The 20,762-nt window shown below is 64.3% G+C and carries 12 protein-coding genes and 1 tRNA gene; 8 read left to right on the forward strand and 5 right to left on the reverse strand.

Annotation, left to right across the window (positions count from 1 at the left end):
* The first annotated feature begins 115 nt into the window (after positions 1–115).
* The 3 genes from BLT68_RS09210 to BLT68_RS04350 are packed head-to-tail and all read left to right on the forward strand — an operon-like array spanning position 116 to position 4,052.
* The gene (locus BLT68_RS09210; RefSeq protein ID WP_074633012.1) at positions 116–1,576 is read left to right on the forward strand and encodes a hypothetical protein; all 1,461 of its coding nucleotides are present in this window, start codon (positions 116–118) and stop codon (positions 1,574–1,576) included.
* A complete protein-coding gene (locus tag BLT68_RS04345; protein WP_074633014.1) occupies positions 1,570–2,799 on the forward strand; it encodes a S8 family peptidase in 1,230 nt (409 codons plus the stop codon). The genes BLT68_RS09210 and BLT68_RS04345 overlap by 7 nt, the downstream gene beginning before the upstream one ends.
* Entirely contained in the window at positions 2,796–4,052 is a 1,257-nt protein-coding gene (locus BLT68_RS04350) for a S8 family peptidase (RefSeq protein ID WP_074633016.1), read from the forward strand. The genes BLT68_RS04345 and BLT68_RS04350 overlap by 4 nt, the downstream gene beginning before the upstream one ends.
* 25 nt (positions 4,053–4,077) lie before the next feature.
* On the opposite strand, the gene BLT68_RS04355 is transcribed toward BLT68_RS04350, so the two are convergent.
* Positions 4,078–5,202 (reverse strand): Abi family protein, encoded by a 1,125-nt coding sequence (locus BLT68_RS04355; RefSeq protein WP_074633017.1) that lies wholly within the window; start codon positions 5,200–5,202, stop codon positions 4,078–4,080.
* Positions 5,203–5,627: 425 nt separating this feature from the next.
* Between BLT68_RS04355 and BLT68_RS04360 the strand changes: the two genes are divergently transcribed.
* The 3 genes from BLT68_RS04360 (at position 5,628) to BLT68_RS04370 (ending at position 11,749) form a co-directional block, all read left to right on the forward strand.
* Entirely contained in the window at positions 5,628–10,196 is a 4,569-nt protein-coding gene (locus BLT68_RS04360) for an acyl-CoA dehydratase activase-related protein (protein ID WP_074633019.1), read from the forward strand.
* Positions 10,197–10,313: 117 nt separating this feature from the next.
* Positions 10,314–10,643, forward strand: a complete 330-nt coding sequence (locus BLT68_RS04365) for a PadR family transcriptional regulator (protein WP_050695369.1) — start codon at positions 10,314–10,316, stop codon at positions 10,641–10,643.
* On the forward strand, positions 10,640–11,749 hold the full coding sequence (locus BLT68_RS04370; protein ID WP_074633021.1) for a permease prefix domain 1-containing protein: 1,110 nt from the start codon (positions 10,640–10,642) through the stop codon (positions 11,747–11,749). Before BLT68_RS04365 ends, BLT68_RS04370 begins: the two co-directional genes overlap by 4 nt.
* Before the next feature lie 90 nt (positions 11,750–11,839).
* Here the strand turns inward: BLT68_RS04370 and BLT68_RS04375 are convergent, their stop codons facing one another.
* Both BLT68_RS04375 and BLT68_RS04380 read right to left on the reverse strand, forming a co-directional pair.
* Complete coding sequence (locus BLT68_RS04375) at positions 11,840–13,450, reverse strand: glycoside hydrolase family 2 TIM barrel-domain containing protein (RefSeq protein WP_074633022.1); 1,611 nt, start codon at positions 13,448–13,450, stop codon at positions 11,840–11,842.
* 301 nt (positions 13,451–13,751) lie between these two features.
* Entirely contained in the window at positions 13,752–15,752 is a 2,001-nt protein-coding gene (locus tag BLT68_RS04380; RefSeq protein ID WP_074633024.1) for an OPT family oligopeptide transporter, read from the reverse strand.
* A gap of 644 nt (positions 15,753–16,396) precedes the next feature.
* Here BLT68_RS04380 and BLT68_RS04385 point away from each other — a divergent pair.
* Positions 16,397–16,486: transfer RNA gene (locus BLT68_RS04385), tRNA-Ser, on the forward strand.
* Between the two features lie 745 nt (positions 16,487–17,231).
* Here the strand turns inward: BLT68_RS04385 and BLT68_RS04390 are convergent.
* Both BLT68_RS04390 and BLT68_RS04395 read right to left on the reverse strand, forming a co-directional pair.
* Positions 17,232–17,873 (reverse strand): superoxide dismutase, encoded by a 642-nt coding sequence (locus tag BLT68_RS04390; protein ID WP_074633025.1) that lies wholly within the window; start codon positions 17,871–17,873, stop codon positions 17,232–17,234.
* A gap of 153 nt (positions 17,874–18,026) precedes the next feature.
* Positions 18,027–19,004, reverse strand: coding sequence for a DUF808 domain-containing protein (locus BLT68_RS04395; protein WP_074633027.1), 978 nt, complete (start codon positions 19,002–19,004; stop codon positions 18,027–18,029).
* 79 nt (positions 19,005–19,083) lie between these two features.
* On the opposite strand from BLT68_RS04395, the gene BLT68_RS04400 reads away from it, so the two are divergent.
* On the forward strand, positions 19,084–20,760 hold the full coding sequence (locus tag BLT68_RS04400) for a methyltransferase (protein ID WP_074633028.1): 1,677 nt from the start codon (positions 19,084–19,086) through the stop codon (positions 20,758–20,760).
* Positions 20,761–20,762: the final 2 nt, after the last annotated feature.

Genomic DNA, 20,762 nt, shown 5'->3' on the forward strand with positions numbered 1-20,762 from the left:
GACGGCGGTTCGGCGTCTTCCGGTGGGGAGACCGAGGGGACCCAGAACGCACACGATCAGGGACAGCAGCAGGGCGTCTGACGCAAACTAGAGTTAGGGAAAGGACTGTTTGATTATGGTTTCGTCGCCGATGTATGAGCGTTTGAAGGTTTTCATGGAGGCGGCCCGGGCCAATCGTGGGCTGGATGCCTGGGATACCGACCACGAGAAGACGATGGAGGGTTTTGAGCAGGCGATTGATCGCTTGAAGGACTATCGCGATGGTCATGGTTTTACGGGTAAGACCGGGGACGCGATGAACCGGTGGGTGGACCGGTCCATCAGCCGCATCGAGGGCTACCGGGCCAAGTATCAGCGCGGATACAACGCCTATTCCGCGGGCCGCAAATCGATGGAGTCGGCCCTGAAGGAGGCGGAGTTGCTTTCGCCGGATTTGTTGGATGCGAAGACTGCGGCGATGCGTGGTGCTCCGCTTGTTGCGGTTCCTGAGAGTGAGCCGGGGGGTGGCGTGTCACTGTTGGGGATGCGTTTCACGACTGGTGAGGCTTACGCGTCTGCGGTTGAGGAGCAGAACAACGCCCAGCGCGAGGCCGCGGCGGCGCGCGTGCTGCACATGGTGAATGGTAAGACCAAGCTGTTCAGCAGTATCGTGAAGGGCTCTGCTTCCGGCCCGGGAGTAGAGCAAAGCGGCAAGGGATCACCTGACTCTGGCTCGGACCCGTCAGCTGATACGTGGGGTTATTCTTCTGGGAATGGTTTTGGTCGCCAGGGTGGTCGTAGTTCTTCTTCGGGTGATTATCCGGGTGGGTTTGATCAGCCGTGGTGGAGTGAGGCTGATGCGGCTGCGGCTCGTAATCGGACGGTTGCTTCGGGTGCGTTGCCTACGCGGGAGCCTTCGTATGGGGATGTGGGGTCGCGGACGAATCCGATTACGGATCCTCAGGATTTGATGGATACGGATTTGTTGCATCGGCGTGTTAATGGTACGGCGTATCGTAATGGTGTTGTGGGGGGTCATACGCCGGCTCCTGCGGCGGATGTGGATCATCCGTTGTGGCGCCTTAATGGTGGTGGTGCCTCTGATTCGTCTGTGGCTGGTCGTTTGGGTGGTGCGGGTGTGCTGGGTGCTGGCGCGCTGGGTATGCGTGGTGCGGCCCGCATGGGCTCGGGTGGTCTGGGCGCCGCTGGCGGGCTCAAGGTTGGTTCTTATTCTGGGTCTGGGTTTGGTTCCTACACTCCCCCCTCGGCTGGTGCGAATGGTGGCGCGGGCTCGGGTGCGTCTGGTGTGACGGGCGCGGCTGGTAAGGCCGGCGCTGCTGGCGCTGCTGGTAAAAGCGGTGCTGGTGCTGCTGGTGGTCGTGGTTTCATGGGTGGTGGTGCCGGCGCTGGTGCGGGTGCTGGTAAGCAGGATCGTAAGGGGCGTAAGCGTAAGTATGTGGCGTTTACGTTTGAGGATGAGGATGAGGGTGGGTTGCCTCGGGGGTATGTGAATCCGTTGTCGCAGATGTCTGGGAATGACCGGAGTATTACTCCGGCGAAGCGTGTGGATGATGGGTGGGATCCTCGCCAATGGTGAATCCTATGCATGTTTTCGCGCCCCACCCACCCCGCCTGGCTGTGGGGTGGGTGGGGCGTGCTGCGCGCGTCCTTGCTGCTGCTGTCTGCGTCGTGACTATGGCCCTGGGTGTGCTTGTGTTGGTGCCTGCGTCGGCCCTTGCGGATGATGTGATTACGACGCAGGAGTATTTCTCTTATTATCATTTGGATACTGCTCGTGCGAAGGGGTATACGGGTAAGGGCGTGACCATCGCCCTCATCGACGGCCCCGTAGACACCAGCGCGCCTGAGCTCAAGGGCGCCAACATCACTGATAAGAGCCGATGCACCATCGAAGCATCCAAAAAGGGGAGGGGCCATGGCACGGATATGGCGTCGATTCTCGTCTCCCCGTATTTCGGGGTAGCGCCCGACGCGGCCCTCTACTCCTATCAGCTGTCTAATGCCAATTCGATCTCGGCAGGTACGTGTCAGAAGGACGGGGAGAAGCTCGATACTTTCGGTAAATTGATCAATCAGGCTATTGATGACGGCGCCCAGATCATTTCCATTTCGCAAGGCGGTGATGACAACACTCTTGAGTTGAAGTGGGCGATTGCTCGGGCGATGAGCCGGGGGGTCATTATTGTCAACTCCGCGGGCAATACGGGGGCCGATGCTAACGAAGATCAGCTTAGCGGTAGGTCTGGTGTGGTGGGGGTGTCCGCGATCACCAGCGACGGCAAGTTCGCCAACTACTCCTCTTGGGGCAACGGGGTGACCACCGCCGCTTTTGGCGGACCTGTCACGACACGTGATGATACAGACGCCACCAAGCTGGCGGTGTCTAATGGTTCGTCGAATTCGGCGGCGATCGTGTCGGGGTTGTTGGCGTTGGCTCGTCAGAAGTGGCCGGACGCTACGGCGAATCAGACCCTGCAAGTCCTGACCCGCACCGGGCTGAACCCAAACCACCAGTGGGATAAGTACACAGGGTACGGGGCCGCTAACATTGGTCCGTTGGTGAACACGGACCCCTCCCAGTACCCAGACGAAAACCCCCTGGCACAAAAGGAAGGCGGATCCAAACCTACGGTGGAAGAAGTTCAGGACTACGCCGACGGACTTGCTGATCCCAGGTACGTTGGTTCCCCCGACTCTTACGTGTATCGGGGAACCGACGAAACGCTCCTGAATCTCGTCGACCCCAATAGCTCGGCCCCCATCCACCTGGGTACCAGTCCCAAGTATCACCGAAAATGATCACGATGGATCGCGCGCGACACCCTGATCCTGTTTCTGCGGCGCCTTGCACGCCCCGCTCACACCGTCTGGTTTCGGGGTGGGTGGGGCGCCCCGCGCGCGCCCTTGCCGCGGCCGCTTCCGTCCTGGCGCTGACTGTTGGTGCTCTTGTGTTGGTGCCTGCGTCGGCGCGGGCGGATGATGTGATTACGACGCAGGAGTACTTCTCTTATTATCATTTGGATACTGCTCGGGCTAAGGGGTATACGGGTAAGGGCGTGACCATCGCCCTCATCGACGGCCCGGTCGAGCTGAGCGATCCCGAGCTCAAGGGAGCCAACATCACCGACAAAAGCCGATGCACGATCAACGCAACGATCGCGAGCCGTTACCATGGTAGTGAAATGGCAGCCATCCTCGCGTCCCAGGCGTATGGCGTCGCCCCGGAAGCAACGATCCTGTCCTACCAAAAGCCTACATCCGACGACACGCCCTCAGAATCGTGCAAGGAGGGTGGCAAGAAGTTGCACAGTGACGCGAGTTTGATCAACAGTGCTATCGATGACGGTGCGCAGATCATTTCTGCATCTTTTAGTACCAATGACACCAGTGATGACCTCAAGTGGGCGATTGCTCGGGCGATGAGCCGGGGGGTCATTATTGTCAACTCCGCGGGCAATACCGGAACGGACAACAATCATAGTCAGTTGAGTCAGTGGTCTGGTGTGGTGGGGGTGTCCGCTATCACCAGTGATGGGAAGTTCGCCAAATACTCCTCGTGGGGTAACGGGGTGACCACCGCGGCCGTCGGCGGGCCACTCAAGGTGCGAGACTTCGATACTGGCAAAACAGCAGTCACCAATGGTTCGTCGAACTCGGCGGCGATCGTTTCCGGGATGTTGGCTCTGGCTCGTCAGAAGTGGCCCGACGCCACGGCGAACCAGACCCTGCAAGTCCTAACCCACACCGGGCTGAACCCAAACCACGAGTGGAACAAGTACACGGGGTACGGGGCCGCTAACATTGGTCCGTTGGTGAATACGGACCCCTCCCAGTACCCAGACGAAAACCCCCTGGCCCAAAAGGAAGGCGGATCCAAACCCACCGCGAGCGAGGTACAAGACTACGCCGACGGACTGGCTGATCCCAGACGTACCACTTCTGATAGCTCCTACGCTTATCGCGGCACGGACGATTCAATCTTCGCCTACATCAACCCCGGTGACGAGAGGCCCATCCACCTGGGCACCAGCCCCAGATACCACCGCAAGTGACCACGACCGTGACTCGCGCGCGACCTCACACGCCCGCGGCGGCCTCTGGGTAAGCGTCAAGGCAACCCGTGTCCGGGCTATCCAGATCGCCACAGTTGACTGGGTTGGTGTCGGCACTCAAGTCAGCTTGCGCAGCTCCTGTCACTGTCGGTGAATAGTCGATGGGGGTAAGAGCCGCGAGTTTCCGGTCTGCTTGCCGGCAGTAGCCCTCAATGAGTCGCTGGATGGCGCGCAGCGTTGAATTGACGAGGTGGTTGCGTGGAACCTCCACGTGCAGATCACCGAAGAAGAGGGGACGGCGGCGCTCGATCCGCTCACTAAATCCCTTGAGATCAGCCACCATGTGGCTCAGCGCCTTGTGCGAATCGGCAAACTCGAGATGGCACAGGAGGGCAGCTGCGAAGTTGTTGACGACCAAGCGGTCGAGGGCGTCGTTGAGAGCCTTCTTTTTGCCGGAGTTGCGTCTGGGGCTGACGCCGCACATGCGTAAGGCAGCCAGAGTAACCTCTTTGTCGTAGCGCTTTCCGTTGGACTGGCGGCGTCCTTCGGAGGGGCGCGAGACATCGGCGAGTAGGCAATTGCCGTGAGACACGGCGTTGCGGAGCTTGCGCACGATGAACAATAGATGTGCGTACGGAGCTTGCATGTCATGGTAGTCGAAGTATGACGAGTAGAGTCGGATGTGTTCGTTGAGAGGAAGCAACTCCCAGAGATGCCAGATGGAGGGGGCATTGTTGCACGCTTCCCACATATCCTCCGTGTATGGATTGCAGCGTATCAAGGAGGTATCGCCGTGGAGGATTCGGCGCACAAGAGTCTCCGATAGATCGGGTTTGGGATCGTTCATGATGAGCTGGTTGAGCCGCACCTTGAGGAAATGCTCGGTGCTGAGAGCGAGCGAGAGGCAGATTCGGCTCAGCGCAAAATCCATATAAGAAAGCTCAACGAGGTGACCGAAGTCGAGACCCGAATAGGTATAGGTCGCTCCTATCTCTATCCTTTTGTAGTTTCGTTCGTAGGACTTGATCTTGAAAAAATATGAGCGCGAGCGAAGAAACTCTCGGGCCGAGTCTTCATCCATTAGCTCGAATGTGATTCCGTGTGACTTCAGTAAAGCAATCTGCTCATCGATGGTGATGCTCCGCCTCATGCGGACCTCGTTGTTCCAAAAATTATGAGGGGGCCGAATCTGCGATCCGACCCCCCGATACCCTGGAGCCGAACCCCCGAGCATCTGACGTAGTGCCCCCAGTCTATAGTTGCTCGTGCTCGCAGTCAAACACCTCCTAGCCCGCGTCGGCCTCTGGGTGAGCCTCAAGGCAACCGGGGGCCGGGCGATCCGGGCCATTCCGGCGCTGATGGCCGGATTGTTTCCGCGGGGTCGATTTTTGCAACGCTTCATATGTTGTAATTCCGAGCCAGTGTAGGGTGGAACACAGGGCTTTGCGCTCCATGTAAAAGACGCATATTCGCACGTTAGAGCCGATTGAGGTGGCCAATGATGTGCGGATACGCCGGAGCTTTGACGCGTCACGATCCGGGTCCTATGTTGTGGGGTGATCGCAGGAGGTCTCCATGACAACGCAGCGCCCCCAGGACGCTCCACGTCCCTACCAGCTCGGTATCGACGTCGGTTCCACGACGGTCAAGGCCGTCGTCCTGGACGGAAACCGCCGACTCTTCTCGGACTACAGGCGGCACAACGCTGACGTGCGCGCTTCCCTGGGGGCGCTCCTCGCCGACGTCGAGCGCGCGCTGCCCGATGCCCGCGTGCACGCGGCGATCACCGGTTCCGGTGGCCTGACGACCGCGCGCGCCATGGGCATCCCCTTCGTGCAGGAAGTCATCGCGGGCACGGAGGCCACGCAGCGCCTGCACCCCGAGGTCGACGTCGTCATCGAGCTGGGCGGCGAAGACGCCAAGCTCACCTACCTGCACCCCACGCCCGAGCAGCGCATGAACGGCACCTGCGCGGGCGGCACCGGCGCCTTCATCGACCAGATGGCAACCCTGCTGCACACCGACGCCGCCGGATTGGGCGAGCTGGCGACGCGCCACACGCAGCTCTATCCGATCGCGTCGCGCTGCGGCGTGTTCGCCAAGTCGGACATCCAGCCCCTCATCAACCAGGGGGCCGCCCACGAGGACCTGGCCGCCTCCATCTTTAACGCGGTCGCCACGCAGACGATCGCAGGCCTGGCGTGCGGGCGCCCGATCCGCGGGACGGTCATGTTCCTGGGAGGGCCCCTGCACTTCCTGCCAGCCCTGCGCGAGGCCTACAAAACACTGCTGCCCAAAGCAGACGCCTTCGTCACCCCCGACGACGCCCAGCTCTACGTCGCGATCGGCGCGGCCCTGCTGGCCGAGAAGGAAGCGGCTAAGAAACGGCGCCAGGCCGACGAAGCCAGGGCCGCCTCCCTGGACTCGCACGGCGACAGGCTCACCTCCCTGATGGACCGCCTGGCCGCCGCCCCCGTACAGGTCGAGTCACCGCGCATGGACCCCCTCTTCGCCTCCCCCAAGGACCGTGAGGAGTTCATGGAGCGTCACGGCCGCGACGTCATTCCAAAGGCGAGCCCAGAGGCGGCCCAGGGGCGCTGCTGGCTGGGCATCGACGCGGGATCCACGACGATCAAGGCCGTCGTCATAGACTCCGAGGACCGGATCGTCTTTACCCACTACGCCTCCAACGAGGGCGACCCCGTGGCCGCCGCCGTCGACATCGTGCGCGCGGTGCGCGGCGCGCTGCCGCAGGGGTGCGAAATCGGGCGCTCGTGCTCCACCGGATACGGCGAGGGCCTGGTGAAATCCGCCCTCACGATGGACGAAGGCGAGATCGAAACCATGGCCCACTACCGGGCCGCCGAGTTCATCTGCCCGGGCGTCACCTCCGTCATCGACATCGGCGGCCAGGACATGAAGTACCTGCGCATCCGCGACCACGCCGTGGACTCCATCTCCGTCAACGAGGCCTGTTCCTCCGGATGCGGGTCCTTCCTGCAAACCTTCGCGCAGACGATGGGTACGGACGTGCACTCGTTTGCCCGCATGGCGATGGAGTCGAGCTCGCCGGTGGACCTGGGAACCCGCTGCACGGTGTTCATGAACTCCTCCGTCAAGCAGGCCCAGAAGGAAGGCGCGGACGTGCGCGACATCAGCGCAGGCCTGTCCTACTCGGTGGTGCGCAACGCCCTGTATAAAGTCATCAAGCTCAAGGATCCTTCCGACCTGGGCGAAAGGATCGTGGTCCAGGGCGGCACCTTCCTCAACGACTCCGTGCTGCGCGCCTTCGAGCTCCTGACGGGACGGCGCGTGGTTCGCCCCGACATCGCAGGCCTCATGGGAGCCTATGGCGCGGCCCTCACCGCGCGCATGCATGACAGCGGGGAGGGCACCTCGTCCCTGGCCACGGTCGAATCCCTGGAAGACTTTAGCGTAGAGACCACGCGCAAGACGTGTCGCCTGTGCCAGAACCACTGCCAGATGACCATCTCGACGTTCTCCAACGGCGAGCGCCACGTGTCGGGTAACCGCTGCGAACGCGGCGCCTCATTAGAGCGCGTCCCAAAGAAGTCGAACCTGCCCAACCTCTACGACTGGAAGTACAAGCGTATCTTTGGATACCGGCGCCTCACAGAGAAAAAGGCATTCCGGGGGGACATCGGCGTGCCGCGCGTGCTCGGCATGTACGAAAACTACCCGTTCTGGTTCACGATGCTCTCTGCCCTGGGATTCCGCGTCATGATCTCCGGCCGCTCCAACCACGACCTGTTTGAAACGGGGATGGAGTCGATTCCCTCGGAGAACGTGTGCTACCCCGCCAAGCTGGTTCACGGGCACATCGAATCCCTGCTGGACAAGGGCCTCACCACGATCTTTTACCCGTGCGTGGACTTTGAACAAAAGCTGACGGAGGGCGACAACTCCTTTAACTGCCCCATCGTGGCCACCTACCCGGAGGTTATTCGCAACAACATGGAGCGGCTGGCCGAACCGGGTGTGCGCTTCATCAGCCCGTTCATCAACTTTGGCAACCGCGATTACCTGCCCGCCCACCTGTCCAAAACCTTCAAGGAATACGGCTACGACATCCCCGTCGACGAAATGAAGGCCGCCTTGGACAAGGCGTGGGAGGAGGACGCCGCCGTCAAGGCGGAAATCCGCGCGAAGGGCGCCGAGACGATCGCGTGGATGCGCGAGAACGGCGTGCGAGGCATCGTCCTGGCCGGACGCCCCTATCACCTGGACCCCGAGATCAACCACGGCATCCCCGAGGTCATCATCGGGCTGGGAATGGCGGTGCTCACGGAGGACAGCATCGTCGACGCGCGCCTCGAACGACCCCTGCGCGTGCTCGACCAGTGGACCTACCACTCGCGCCTCTACGAGGCCGCCGCCCGCGTCGGCGACGAAGCGGACCTGGCGATGGTCCAGCTGAACTCGTTTGGCTGCGGCGTCGACGCCATCACTGCCGACCAGGTTCAGGAAATCCTCGAAGGGCGCGGCGACGTGCACACCGTCCTCAAGATCGACGAGGTCTCTAACCTGGGCGCGGCAAAGATCCGCCTGCGTTCCCTCGACGCGGCCATCACCGAGCGCGCCTCGCCTCGCCCCGCCCCGGGCCTGGCCGCGGCCGGGAGGGGGGCAGACGGCGCGGAACCGGTGGATCTGGCCCCCGCCTGGTCCGTGGGCATCGTCTCCGGCGCGGTCGATACCGCCGCCCTGCGCGACCCATCGGGTCAGGCCGCCCGCGAGGAGCAGGCCGGCCACATCCAGCCGCGCGCCGTCTTTACCGAAGAGATGCGCCAGGCCGGCTATCAGATCCTCGCGCCCCAGATGTCGCCCATTCACTTCCGCTTCCTGACGCCGCTGTTTGCCCAGGCGGGCCTGAAGGTGAAGGTTCTGGAGCACACCAGCCGCGCCTCCATGGAGGTGGGCCTCAAGTATGTCAACAACGATTCGTGCTATCCGGCGATCGTCGTCATCGGACAGCTGCTTGAGGAGTTTATCTCCGGGCGCGCCGACCCCGACCGCACCGCCGTGGGTATCACCCAGACGGGCGGCATGTGCCGCGCCACGAACTACGCGGCGCTGCTGCGCAAGGGATTGCGCGACGCCGGATACCCGCAGGTGCCCGTCATCGCGCTGTCCGTCCAGGGCTTCGAGGACAATCCCGGCTTTCGCCTGGGCGCGGCACAGATCCACAAGGCCATCCAGGCCTTCGTCATCGGAGACGCCATCCAGTCGATGCTCCTGCGCGTGCGCCCCTACGAGGCCCACCCCGGATCCGCGATGGACCTGTACCGCACGTGGGACGGATACGTCCAGGAGTGGATCACCACCGGGCGGGTCGAGGCCCTGGGCGGGCGCACCTCGTATACGAAGATCATCCGCGAATGCGTGCGCGCCTTCGACTCCCTGCCCCTGCGCGATATCCCCCGTAAGCCGCGCGTCGGGCTGGTCGGCGAAATCCTGGTCAAGTTCCATCCCGACGCCAACAACCACGCCGTCGACGTCATCGAGGCAGAGGGCTGCGAGGCGGAGCTGCCGGGCCTCATGCAGTTTTTCCACAACTCGACGGCGACCGCCGCGTGGGATAAGGAAAACCTGGGCATCGACGGTAAGCAGCGCTACATCATGCCGATCGTGCTGTGGGCGCTCAAGAAGTACGAGAAGCCCGTGCATCGCGCCTTCGCCTCCACCGGCGGCAAGTTCGAGGCGCACCGTCCCATCGAAGAGATGATCGCCCGGTCCCAGGACATCGCGCGCCTGGGCAACCAGGCCGGAGAGGGCTGGTATCTGACCGCCGAAATGGTCGATATGATCGAGCACGGCTGCCCCAACATCATCTGCGCCCAGCCCTTCGCGTGCCTGCCGAACCACATCGTGGGCAAGGGAATGTTCCGGGCGCTGCGCAATCGCTACCCGCAGTCGAATATCGTCGCAGTCGACTACGACCCCGGCGCTTCGGAGGTCAATCAGCTCAACCGCATCAAGTTGATGCTGGCCACTGCCCTGCAGTCACCGGACGTGCGCGATGACGGCGTCTTGCACCTGGTGGACGCCGAGGAACCGCCCGGGGGTGCGGGCGCCGTCATGCTGGGCATGCCGACCATCCCCCGCAGGAGGGCCGCGTTCCGCTAGGCCGCAGCAGCCGCGCACTCCGCCTTTACTTCCCTTGACGTACTACGACAGACGTGCTATGTTTGTCGTATGGTTGGGAGTGCCCAGCCACGGCCTCGTGAACGGAAGGAGGAATCGATGATCAGCGCCGACGCGATCAGGGGATACATCGACCTCATCGTGCTGGGGCTGCTGCGCGAACGCCCGTCCTACGCCTACGAGCTGGCCAAGACCATCAGCCAGGTGTCTCAGGGGCAGTACGCCATCAAGCAGACGACCCTCTACTCAGCGCTCAAACGACTGGAAGGGCAAGGGGTCACCGAGTCCTACCAGGGCGTCTCAGAATCGGGCAAGACCCGCACCTACTACCGCCTGGGCCCCACCGGCCAGGCCTACCTCAACGACAAGATCGCGGAATGGGCCGACACCAAGAACCTCGTCGACCGCTTCGTGGAAGGAAGACAATGATGGAGACCATCGATAATTTCCTCGACGCCATGTTCGCACCCTACCCAGCCTCGACACGACTGACCGACGCCAAAGTCGAACTGCGCGCCATGATGGAGGACGCCTACGCCGACGCCATCGCCTCCGGCATGACGCACAACGAGGCGGTCGGCCGTGTCATCACCGACTTCGGAAACCTCCAGGAGATCGCCCCCGTCCTCGGTATCGCCGACGACCTCACCGCCGTCAACGGGGCGCCCCAGCCGGAGGCAGCCCCCGCGCGGGCCGGGACCGACGGGACCGGGACCCCGAGCAGGCCCCGCGTCACACTGCCCGAGGCGCAAGAACTCGCCGAAGCGCGCAGGCGCGGGGCCGCCAGCCTGGGACTCAGCGTCGCCATCCTGGTCTCGACGGGCATCCCCATGTTCGCGCTCCGGGGGCTGACGGAGGTCGGCCTCGTCCCCTTCAACGAGGACACGGCCACCTTCCTGGCCCTGGGTGTGGACCTGCTGCTCGTCGCCCTCGGCGTCATCATGCTGCTGTCCAGATCCCGGTTGTTCGCCAACGTCAAACACCTGGTGAACCTGGAGTTCACGCCCGACCCCATCGTCACGGCGTGGGCGGCCAGGCTGCGCCTTGAGCACGAGGACCGGCGTATGCGGCGCCTCACCATCGCCGTCGGACTGTGGATCTGCGCGGCGCTGCCACTCGCGGTGGTCCAAGCGCTGCCACCCATCGGCATCGGTATGGACGTGCCGGCGGGCGCCGACAACGGGACGCTCAACGGCGGCGACCTGTTCGAGCTCGCCCTGGCGCTGTCGGTGGCGCTCGTGGCGCTCGGCCTGTGGATCTTCCTGCCCGCCAACTGGGCCGTGCAAACGCAGCAGACCCTCATCCGCGAGGGCCGCCAAGAGTACGACTACGACGAAGAGAACTACCGCGACCCCGTCATCGGGATCGTCGCCAGCGTCTACTGGCCGTGCGTCGTCGTCGCCTACTTCGTGTGGGGGGCCGTCTTCGACCAGTGGGACAAGTCGTGGGTGCTCTTCCCCATCTCAGGACTGCTGTTCGGGGTCTTCGCCGCAGTGCGGACGTCGATCCGCCGCGCCAAGGCCGGCCCCCGGTAGGCGGTGCCAAAAATGCGCGGCACCCGGATGGGCCCCACCCGGGTGCCGCGCATCCCCACCCGGGGGTGGCAGGGGCGCCCGCCCGGGGCTTTACGCCGGTGCGGGCATGAAGCCCCGCCCGATTTCAAATCCCGCCGGAGCCCAGCCCGTGCCGTACGACAGCCGCACGGACACCTCCCGCATCCCCGAGGCCGGCCACTCCACCGGGAAGAATCCCGTTTCGCCGGGCGCGACGTCCAGGAACGCCGGATACTCCCAGGTCACCTGGCCGTCCTCGACGATGCGGCACAAAAACTCCAGGTCGGACGTCGACGTGAACGTCATGCGGTTGCGCACGGTCACCCCCGAATAAGACGGCGCGACCGACACGGGCGCATAGTGCAGCTCTTTGCCGCGCACCCTGTCCAGCTCCGGGAAACCGGTTCCCGTGTATTCGGGGCGCGTCGGATCCAACGCGCGGGTGAGGGAATCCTGTGCATCGCTCTCGCCCACGGCCCACGCGATCACGCTCGGGTGCGCGCGATCCCTGCGAACCGCGGCCTCGATCGCCTCGTCCCGGGCCGCGCCGGCACCATGCATTGTGGAGGCGCAGTCGATGATGTACAGGCCGTACTCGTCAGCCAGCTCATAGAAACGCGCGTGCGCGGGCGCGTGTGACACCGCGACCGTGTTGACCCCGTTGCGTTTGCACCACACGACGTCCTCCAGCATCTCGGGCAGCCCGACCGCCAGGCCCGTGCGGGTGTGGCACTCGTCGCGACGCACTCCCCGCAGGACCAGCGCCCGCCCGCCCAGGCTCACGTCCTTGGGAGAGGCCACCAGGTCGCGGAAGCCGATCCGCAGAGCAATCGTGTCTTCCGTGCCGTCCTGGTCCCCCAGCGTCACCACCAGCGTGTACAGCGCGGGTTCTTCCGCGCTCCACCCAATCACGTTCAGCCCCCGCGCCGTCAGCTGATCACCGGGCGCGCCGACCGCTGACCACAGCTCCTCCTGCTGGGCCTCGCCCAGCAGAGCGGCGCGTACGCGAACACCCCCCGACGCCTCAACAGCCAGTCGCAGGCTGCCCGATGTCCCGTCGTGAGACGCCACCGGGAAGACGTCTCTGAGGTGCGCCGGGGGCCGCGCCTCCAGCGACACCTCCCGGAACAGCCCGTGGCAGCACACGGGGGAATCCATCAGCAGCACGCTGATCGCGTGCGTCTGAGTCGGCTCCAGCGCCTCGGTCACGTCGAACGCCGCGGGAATGAAACCGTCCGGGCAAAAACCGACGAAGGTCCCGTCGACCCACGCGTAGAGGGGGCCCGAAAAGCCGCCGAAAGTCAGGGCCATCATCCACCCGCGTTCGCCCGCGTCCTTCAGCGGCGCATCCAGCGAAAACTCGCGGCGCAGGATCGAGGCGCGCACCCGGTCGCCTAAAAGCGGCCGATCAGCCCGTGCGCGACTGAACAACTCGGTTTTCTCGCCCGCCTGTGAACCGTCCGACTCCAGGACGCCGGGAACGGACGTCGCTTCGAATTCTCTCTGGAGGGGAGCGCGCTCAATCAGCTCGGCGGCAGTGCCGACCACGGCCCGCACCTGCCAGGTGCTGGACAGCATCTGGATCGGCCGACGTGACCTCCACGTCGCGTGGACCTGCAGGCGATTCACCGAGGCTCCTGGGTCCCGCAGCCACGCGACGTCCGGTTCCAGGATGTGCATCATACGGCCCAAAGTACCATTTGCCGATTAGTCACGGAAGGGCATACTTTGCATAAACACATATAAATGTGCCTTGACATGCGCATTAGATGCGGATGTCAAGCCGGAGAATGACCGCATCGTGGGATTATTTGTCCTAACAGGCGGACAAAAAGACGTATTGCGCCGGCCGCGGGGGGCGGCGCCAGGAACCCCGGCCTCGTCGCACGGCGCGGACCCGGCCGGGGTGGGCCGACGCGCACGGACGGACTACGGCCTGAGGGGGCCGGCGCACGCGGTCGGCTCTCCGCCTGGCGCCGGGATACTACATCGAGGCGGACTCGCGATCCGAGTCGCGCGAAATCTTGCGCGCGAAACGGTACAGCAACCACGAGGCGCCGGCGAAGAACGCGACACCCAAGACGTTCGCGACGGGCGTGTAGCCCTGGCCGATGAAGGGTAACGCGAGCGGCGAATCCAACCCCGTCGCGCCCGCGATACCCGCGTAAACCACACCGAACAGGGATTCGCCCACGATCAGGCCGGTCGCGGCCAGCGTGCCGAAACGCTTCGCGCGCTCCGCGTCAGCCTGCTTTGACGCCCACCTGTTGTAGAGGAAGCCGGCCAGGCCGCCGATCGGGATCAGGATCGTCAGCGCCGCGGGCAGGTAAATCCCCATGCCCACCGCCAGCGGAGGCAGAGCCAGCTTGCCCTTCGACGCGGGACGCGCCACCTCGTCAATGACGATGACGACGACGCCAATCACCGCGCCGATACCCAGCAGCTTCCAGTCGATGCCGCCGCCCAACACGCCCTTTGCCAGCGACGAAATCAGCGAGGCCTGAGGGGCCGCTAACGCGTCCGGACCCGCGCCGGGCGCGCCCTGGAAACCAAACGAATTCTGCATCAGCTGCAGCACCGGCGGAATGACCAGCGCGCCGAAAACAACGCCGATGATGAGGGCAACCTGCTGCTTCCAGGGGGTCGCTTCCACCAGCTGACCCGTCTTCAGGTCCTGCAGGTTATCGTTTGAAATCGTCGCAATGCAGAACACGATCGCCGACGTAAACAGCGCGAACGCGATCAGCGCCGTATTCTCTTGCACGGTCGCCCCGCGACCGTGCACCGCCAAAATGACGACCGCCGTGACCACGACAACCAGCAGGCCCACGCCCGACACGGGCGAGTTGGACGCGCCAATCAGGCCCGCCATGTAGCCGCACACCGCCGCAACCAACAGGCCGGCCAGCAAAATGAACAAGACCGACACCGCAATCAGCGTGGCCGTATTGTGTTCGATCTGAGTGCCGCGAATAAACCACCACAGCAGGCCGGCGATCGGGATCATCGCCGCGACGATCGACACGATCACCCACGTGCCCGGAATATCCTGTTCCGTGCGTTCAATCTCCCGGCCGACGTCCCCGGCCCCGCGCGAGGCGCGCAGCGACTCTTTGATGCCGCGGGCGATCGGCCCCATGATTTTTACGAGCGTCCAAATGGCGGCGACCGCCATGACGCCGGCACCGATGAAACGCACGTCGTTCTTAAAGATGGTGGACAGCGCCTCCGTCAAATCCTCCGCGTCTTCGACAGAGCCGTCAGCGTACAGAGGCAGCAGGACCCCGTAGGACAACAGCATGCCGATCAGCATCGCGATGCCGACCGTCATACCCACCAGGTGGCCCACGCCGACGAGCGCCAGCGACAGCGACGTCGACAACATCGTGCCCGTCGAACCGATCTTGAGGGCGGCCCCCACCTCGGAAGCCGTGACCTTCAGGTAGCCGAGCAGCGTCATCGCGGCGGACGCCAGCGCGCCCCACGTGATTGCCAGCAGGCCGCGCTTGTTATCCTGGCCGGCATCCTTCGCATCGCCGACCTTCAGGATTTCGGCACCGGCCACGCCCTCTGGATAGGGCAAATCCGAACCCGTCACCAACGCGCGGCGCAGCGGAATCGAATACATGACGCCCAGCGCACCGCCCACGGCGCACACAAACATGGTTTGCCAATACGGAAACCCGCTCCACCAACCCACGATCACGAGGCCCGGCAGGACGAAAATGACCGCCGAAAGTGTGCCGGCAGCGGACGCGATGGTCTGAACAATGTTGTTCTCTTGAACCGTGTGATCGCTCCAGAAGCGCAAAATCGCCATCGAAATGACCGCCGCCGGGATCGACGTCGCGAAGGTCAGGCCGACCTTCAGACCCAGGTACACGTTTGCCGCCGTGAACACCAGCGTGATGATTCCGCCGATGACGATGCCGCGCAAGGTTAGTTCTTTGAGCGACGTTTGCTTGATCGCATGTGGCGCAGACACAAATATCCTTTCGCTGCGTTGGTACCTACCCTGACAGGGTAGTGCATCGATGCTTCGGACCCAGTAGTGCGCATGGCGCCCATCCGCGCTATCACGTCGGTTGTGATCCACAGAGGCGCGGCGAGGATGGGCGGATCCTGCCAGGCGGCCCCGCAACCGATCGGGCCGTATTTCCGCCCGATGACGCGCCCCGCGAGCTTTCCCGTGCCGACATCGACGGACGTTGCATGCCTGTATCCCTGGCGTGGGGGCGGTTCGGAGCGTTCGCGCTCAGCGTGCACGCCCGACGCACCTGCTTTAGGTGCTGGGGTCGGTTGAGGGCGCCGCGGCGGCCCGCGTGGGGGCGCGACCTGGTTTTCGCGCGGGGGTCGGTTTGGAGGTGGCCCATGTGCCGTTTTGAGCCGGTTACCTTGTTCCCCGCTTCCATGAATGGTTTTGCTTTGCGTCACATTTGAATCGTTCGGCGTGACCTGGTTCCCCGCGTGCACGAATGGTTTGATATCGAGGACGGGTTTTTGACCCCCTGTTCCCTTGTGCGTGAATGGTTTTGCGTGGGTCTGCTTGCTCGCCATCGTCACCCCTGTTTCCCGCGTGCTTGATTGATTTGCGCTCGCGAGGGTTCCTGCAGTAAAATTACTAGCCGAGGTAGCGTGTCCGAGCGGCCGAAGGTGCAGCACTCGAAATGCTGTGTGGTGTCACAGCCACCCTGGGTTCAAATCCCAGCGCTACCGCCACTGGCCGTCCGGCCCCAGACGGGGCCGGACGGTTTTGTTGTGTGTTTGTGTGGGTTTGGGCCAATGGGGGCATAGGGCAGAACGGAGTTGTAGGACGGGGCGTGTTGGTTGTGTTTGTACTTTTCGGTTTGTTTTCGCGGGAAAGTTGGTGTTGAAGTTGGTGGGCACCAGCTTGACGGATGGATAAACGTGTTGGTTTGTCCGTAATTTTTCGGCTTTCTGACGCGGAAAAATCCCGATTTAAACCGGATGTACGCGCCCCGATTTTAGCTAGGTGTGCGCGTCGTGGCGCCCGCGGCTGCCGACCCGCCTGGCTCGCGCTCTGTTGCGGGACCTCTTCGGGGCGCAGCCGCCGTCTTCGCTGTCGTTCGCCCAGGCCCGTGTTCTGCTGTTGGTGTTGCTGCCTTTTGCGGCTGTTTCCCCGTGTGTCTGTTTCCTAATCCAGATGCAGGGCTGCTGTCAACATCGCCCAAAAAGCGGTGCCTGCGATTGGCGGCCCGCCCAAACGCATGATCTACCGCTGGTGTTGCTGCCCTTTGCGGCTGGTTCGTGGATAGGAAGTGCGTTTCTGGATAGGTTATGCACTCGTGGATAGGTTATTAACCTATCCAGAAGCTCGTAACCTATCCAGGTGGCCGTTTCCTATCCACGAAGCCGTTTCCTATCCAGATGCGGGACTCACGCGCGCCGCGCGCTCTCACCCTGGCCCGCCAGGGCCGCATGAATCCGCCTGGGCCGCCAGCTCCTATGAGTTCGGCAAGCCCGCGGGTGCGTTCACCAGGCCGGAGGATAGGCGGGCAGCGTTGAAGCGGGACGCGACGTTTTCCCAGTTAACCAGGTTCCACCAGGCCTTCACGTAGTTGGCCTTGACGTTGAGGTAATCCAGGTAGAAGGCGTGCTCCCACATGTCGATCATGAGCAGGGGAAGGGTTGCGACGGGGGTGTTGCCCTGCTGGTCGGTCAGCTGGAAGGTCACCAGGCGCTCGGCGATGCTGTCCCACGCGAGGACGGCCCAGCCGGAGCCCTGCAGGCCCAGGGCGGCGGCCGCGAACTGCGCCTGGAAGGCCTCGAAGGAGCCGAAGAACTCGTTGATCGCGTCCGCGAGCTCTCCCGCGGGGCGGGACGCGCCCTCACCGGTCATGTTGGTCCAGAAGATCGAGTGGTTCGTGTGGCCGCCCAGGTTGAAGGCCAGGTTCTTTTCCCACAGGTTGATGGCTCCGAAATCACCGGCCTCGCGTGCTGCGGCCAGCTTGTCCAGCGCGGCGTTTGCCCCGGCCACGTACGCGGCATGGTGCTTATCGTGGTGCAGCTCCATGATGCGCCCGGAGATATGGGGCTCAAGCGCGGAGTAGTCGTAGGGGAGATCGGGCAGGGTATAGGCAGTCATGTTGCTCCTTCGGTGGGTCCTCTGTCATTAGTCTGATGCCTCTAGACTAGTACTTTGGTCCCAGATTGCGAAGGGGGTGTGCGTAGGCTCTCGGCTGAATGCAATCGCTGCCCCCTCCGGTCCGCCCCGCGACCGCCGCGTGAAAACGTGGGATCATCCCCGCGCGCGGCGCCCGCGAACGGCTTTGACGGCGGCCGCCGTGCCGACGACGATCCAGCAGATGAGCGCGCCCAGGATGAGACCAAAGAGGCCGGAGATCAGGGTTTCAATCAGCCACGAGAGAACGCCTCCCAGGGATGAAGCGGCGTGGACGGCCGCCTCGAGGAGGTGATGAAAGACGGACAGCCCGACCTCGGCGAGGTTGGCGATGACCAGGTGGCCGCCGACCCACAGCATGGCGACGGTTCCGACGATGCCGATGACGTTGAAAATGTGCGGCATGACGTGAACGATGGTGCGTCCCATGTTATCGACGGGTCCGGGACGGTTATCCGCCGGGTCCAGGGCTCCGCGTGCCAGTCGCGCCCCAAAGTCGTCCGCCTTGACGAGCAGAGCGACCAGGCCGTAGACGAAGAACGTCATGAAGAAAGCGACGGCGATGAGAATCGCGACGCGCCTCGCTCCCGATTCCCCCGCCAGGCCCGCCATCGACACCAGCATGATTTCGGCGCTGAGGATCAGGTCCGTTCGGGTCGCGGACGCGATGATCTGTTTTTCGACCTCGTTGGCGCTGGCGGGGTCGACCTGGTCGTGTTCGGGGTGGTGAGAGGGCAGCCAGCCCAGCTTTTCGAGGACCTTTTCGGCCCCCTCGAAGCACAGGTACGCGCCGCCCGTGATGAGCAGGACGGGTAGGACCTGCGGAGCGAGCCACGTCAGTGCCAGGGCGACCGGCAGGATGATCAGGAGCTTATTGATGAGGGAGCCGCGCGCGATATGGCCGATGATCGGAAGCTCGCGCGCCGGGCTCAGACCGGACACGTACTGCGGGGTAACGGCCGTGTCGTCGATGACGACGCCGACGGCCTTCGAGGACGCCTTGACCGCACTGGAGGCAACGTCGTCGATGGATGACGCCGTGGCCTTCGCGAGGGTAGCGATATCGTCGAGCAGGGCGACGAGTCCTCCGGACATTGTTTCCTCCTGTGGGGGGCCTCGCTAGGGTGCCTCGTTGGGTACCCGCGCATTGTACGCGCGGGGATAGGCTTGAGTCATGACGACTTCCGTAACCGTCCCGGCCCTTGACCTCGACCTGATTGGCCGACTCCGCGCCGACCTGATCGGCTCGCGCTGGAGCGTCGAACACCTGCAGGCGCTGCTGAGCGGCGCGGCGTTGGACGCCCTCATGCGCGACCTGCGCCTGCCCGCAGTCGTTGAGCTCGCGGAGGAGAGCGATCCCGCGGCGGTCCTCACGCGCTTCTTCATCCTCGGCCTGCCCGAACGCGCCTCTTCCCTGAGCCGGGCGCTTCCCGCCCTCGGCGCTCGCGGCCTGGAGTCGCTGGGCCTCGCCTCGGTCATTGAGCAGGACGAGGCCGCCTGTGCCCTGGTTTTTCCCCGGGCGGGTGGGAAGCGTGCCGGGGGCGAGGGAGCCTCCCCTCGGCCCACACCCAAGCCGGGGACCATGAGCGATTCCAGCGAGGAGCCTGCCGAAACGGTCGAGGAACCCGACCCGTGGATGCACGCCCTCTTCGACCTGCGCCCCCACGCGGCCACGCTGCCCGGCGGTGACCACCAGTGGTGGGTGGCCTCGGACCTGGGGGAGGGGCTAATGGGCAAGCCGCTGTGCGAGGACCACGTGCTGGGGATCGGCGGCGCGACGCTGACGCTGCTGGAGATGACGGTGCGCGAGCCGGTCGAATCTGCGCTGGACCTGGGCTGCGGATGCGGCATCCAAGCGCTGTACTTGGCCACGCACGCGGGCCGCGTCGTCGCCACGGACCTGTCCCCACGCGCGTGCGCGCTCACTCAGTTCAACGCCGCCCTCAACCAGGTCGTGATCGACGTGCGCGAGGGGTCGCTCTTTGAGCCGGTCGCGGGCGAGGCCTTCGACCTGATCGTGACGAACCCGCCGTTTGTGATCACACCGGACTCGGTGCGTGGGGCCGCCGGGTTGCTCGAGTACCGCGATGGCGGCATGGAGCGCGACAACCTGATACGCGCGCTCCTGCGCGAAGCGCCGGCCCACATGGCACCGGGGGCCACCTTGCAGATGCTGGCGAACTGGGAGATCCCCGCCGACCGAGACCCGCACACCCAATGGTCCCGCCGCGTCGACCAGTGGCTGGAGGGGCTGCCGGTCGACGCGTGGGTGGTCCAGCGCGACGTGCTGGAGCCGGCCCGCTACGTGGACATGTGGATCCGTGACTCGGGGGGCTACCTCATGGCGCGCGCCGACTACGAGCGCGCCTTCACGTCGTGGCTTGCTGACTTTCATCGCGCGGGCACGGGGGCGATCGGCATGGGCTTCGTCGCGCTGCGCAGGCTGGATGAGGCCGGGGCCGCCTCGGGTGGTAAGCGCGCCTACGACCTGTCGCTGGATGGGCGCGCTCCCCGCGGGTGCGACGTCGGCTGGGCGCTGTCCTCGCTGCGCGCCCCGCAGCTGTGGGACACGGTGCTCTGGCGCGCGCCCGACGTGCGAGAGGAACGCCACTACGTGCCGGGCAGCCCCGATCCGGAGCTGCTGATCCTGCACCAGGGCGGCGGCCTGGGACGGAGCGTGTCCGTGTCCTCCGCGGTGTCGGCCGTCGTCGGCGCCTCCGACGGGGAGCTCACGGTCGCCCAGATCGTGGCCGCCGTCGCGGCGCTGACCTGCGCCGAGGCGGAGGACGTGCGCGAGGAGGTCGAGGCACCGCTGCGCGACCTGATCCGCTGGGGGTTCCTCACGTTCTGACG

This window comes from Schaalia meyeri (assembly GCF_900105015.1).
Lineage (GTDB): Bacteria > Actinomycetota > Actinomycetes > Actinomycetales > Actinomycetaceae > Pauljensenia > Pauljensenia meyeri.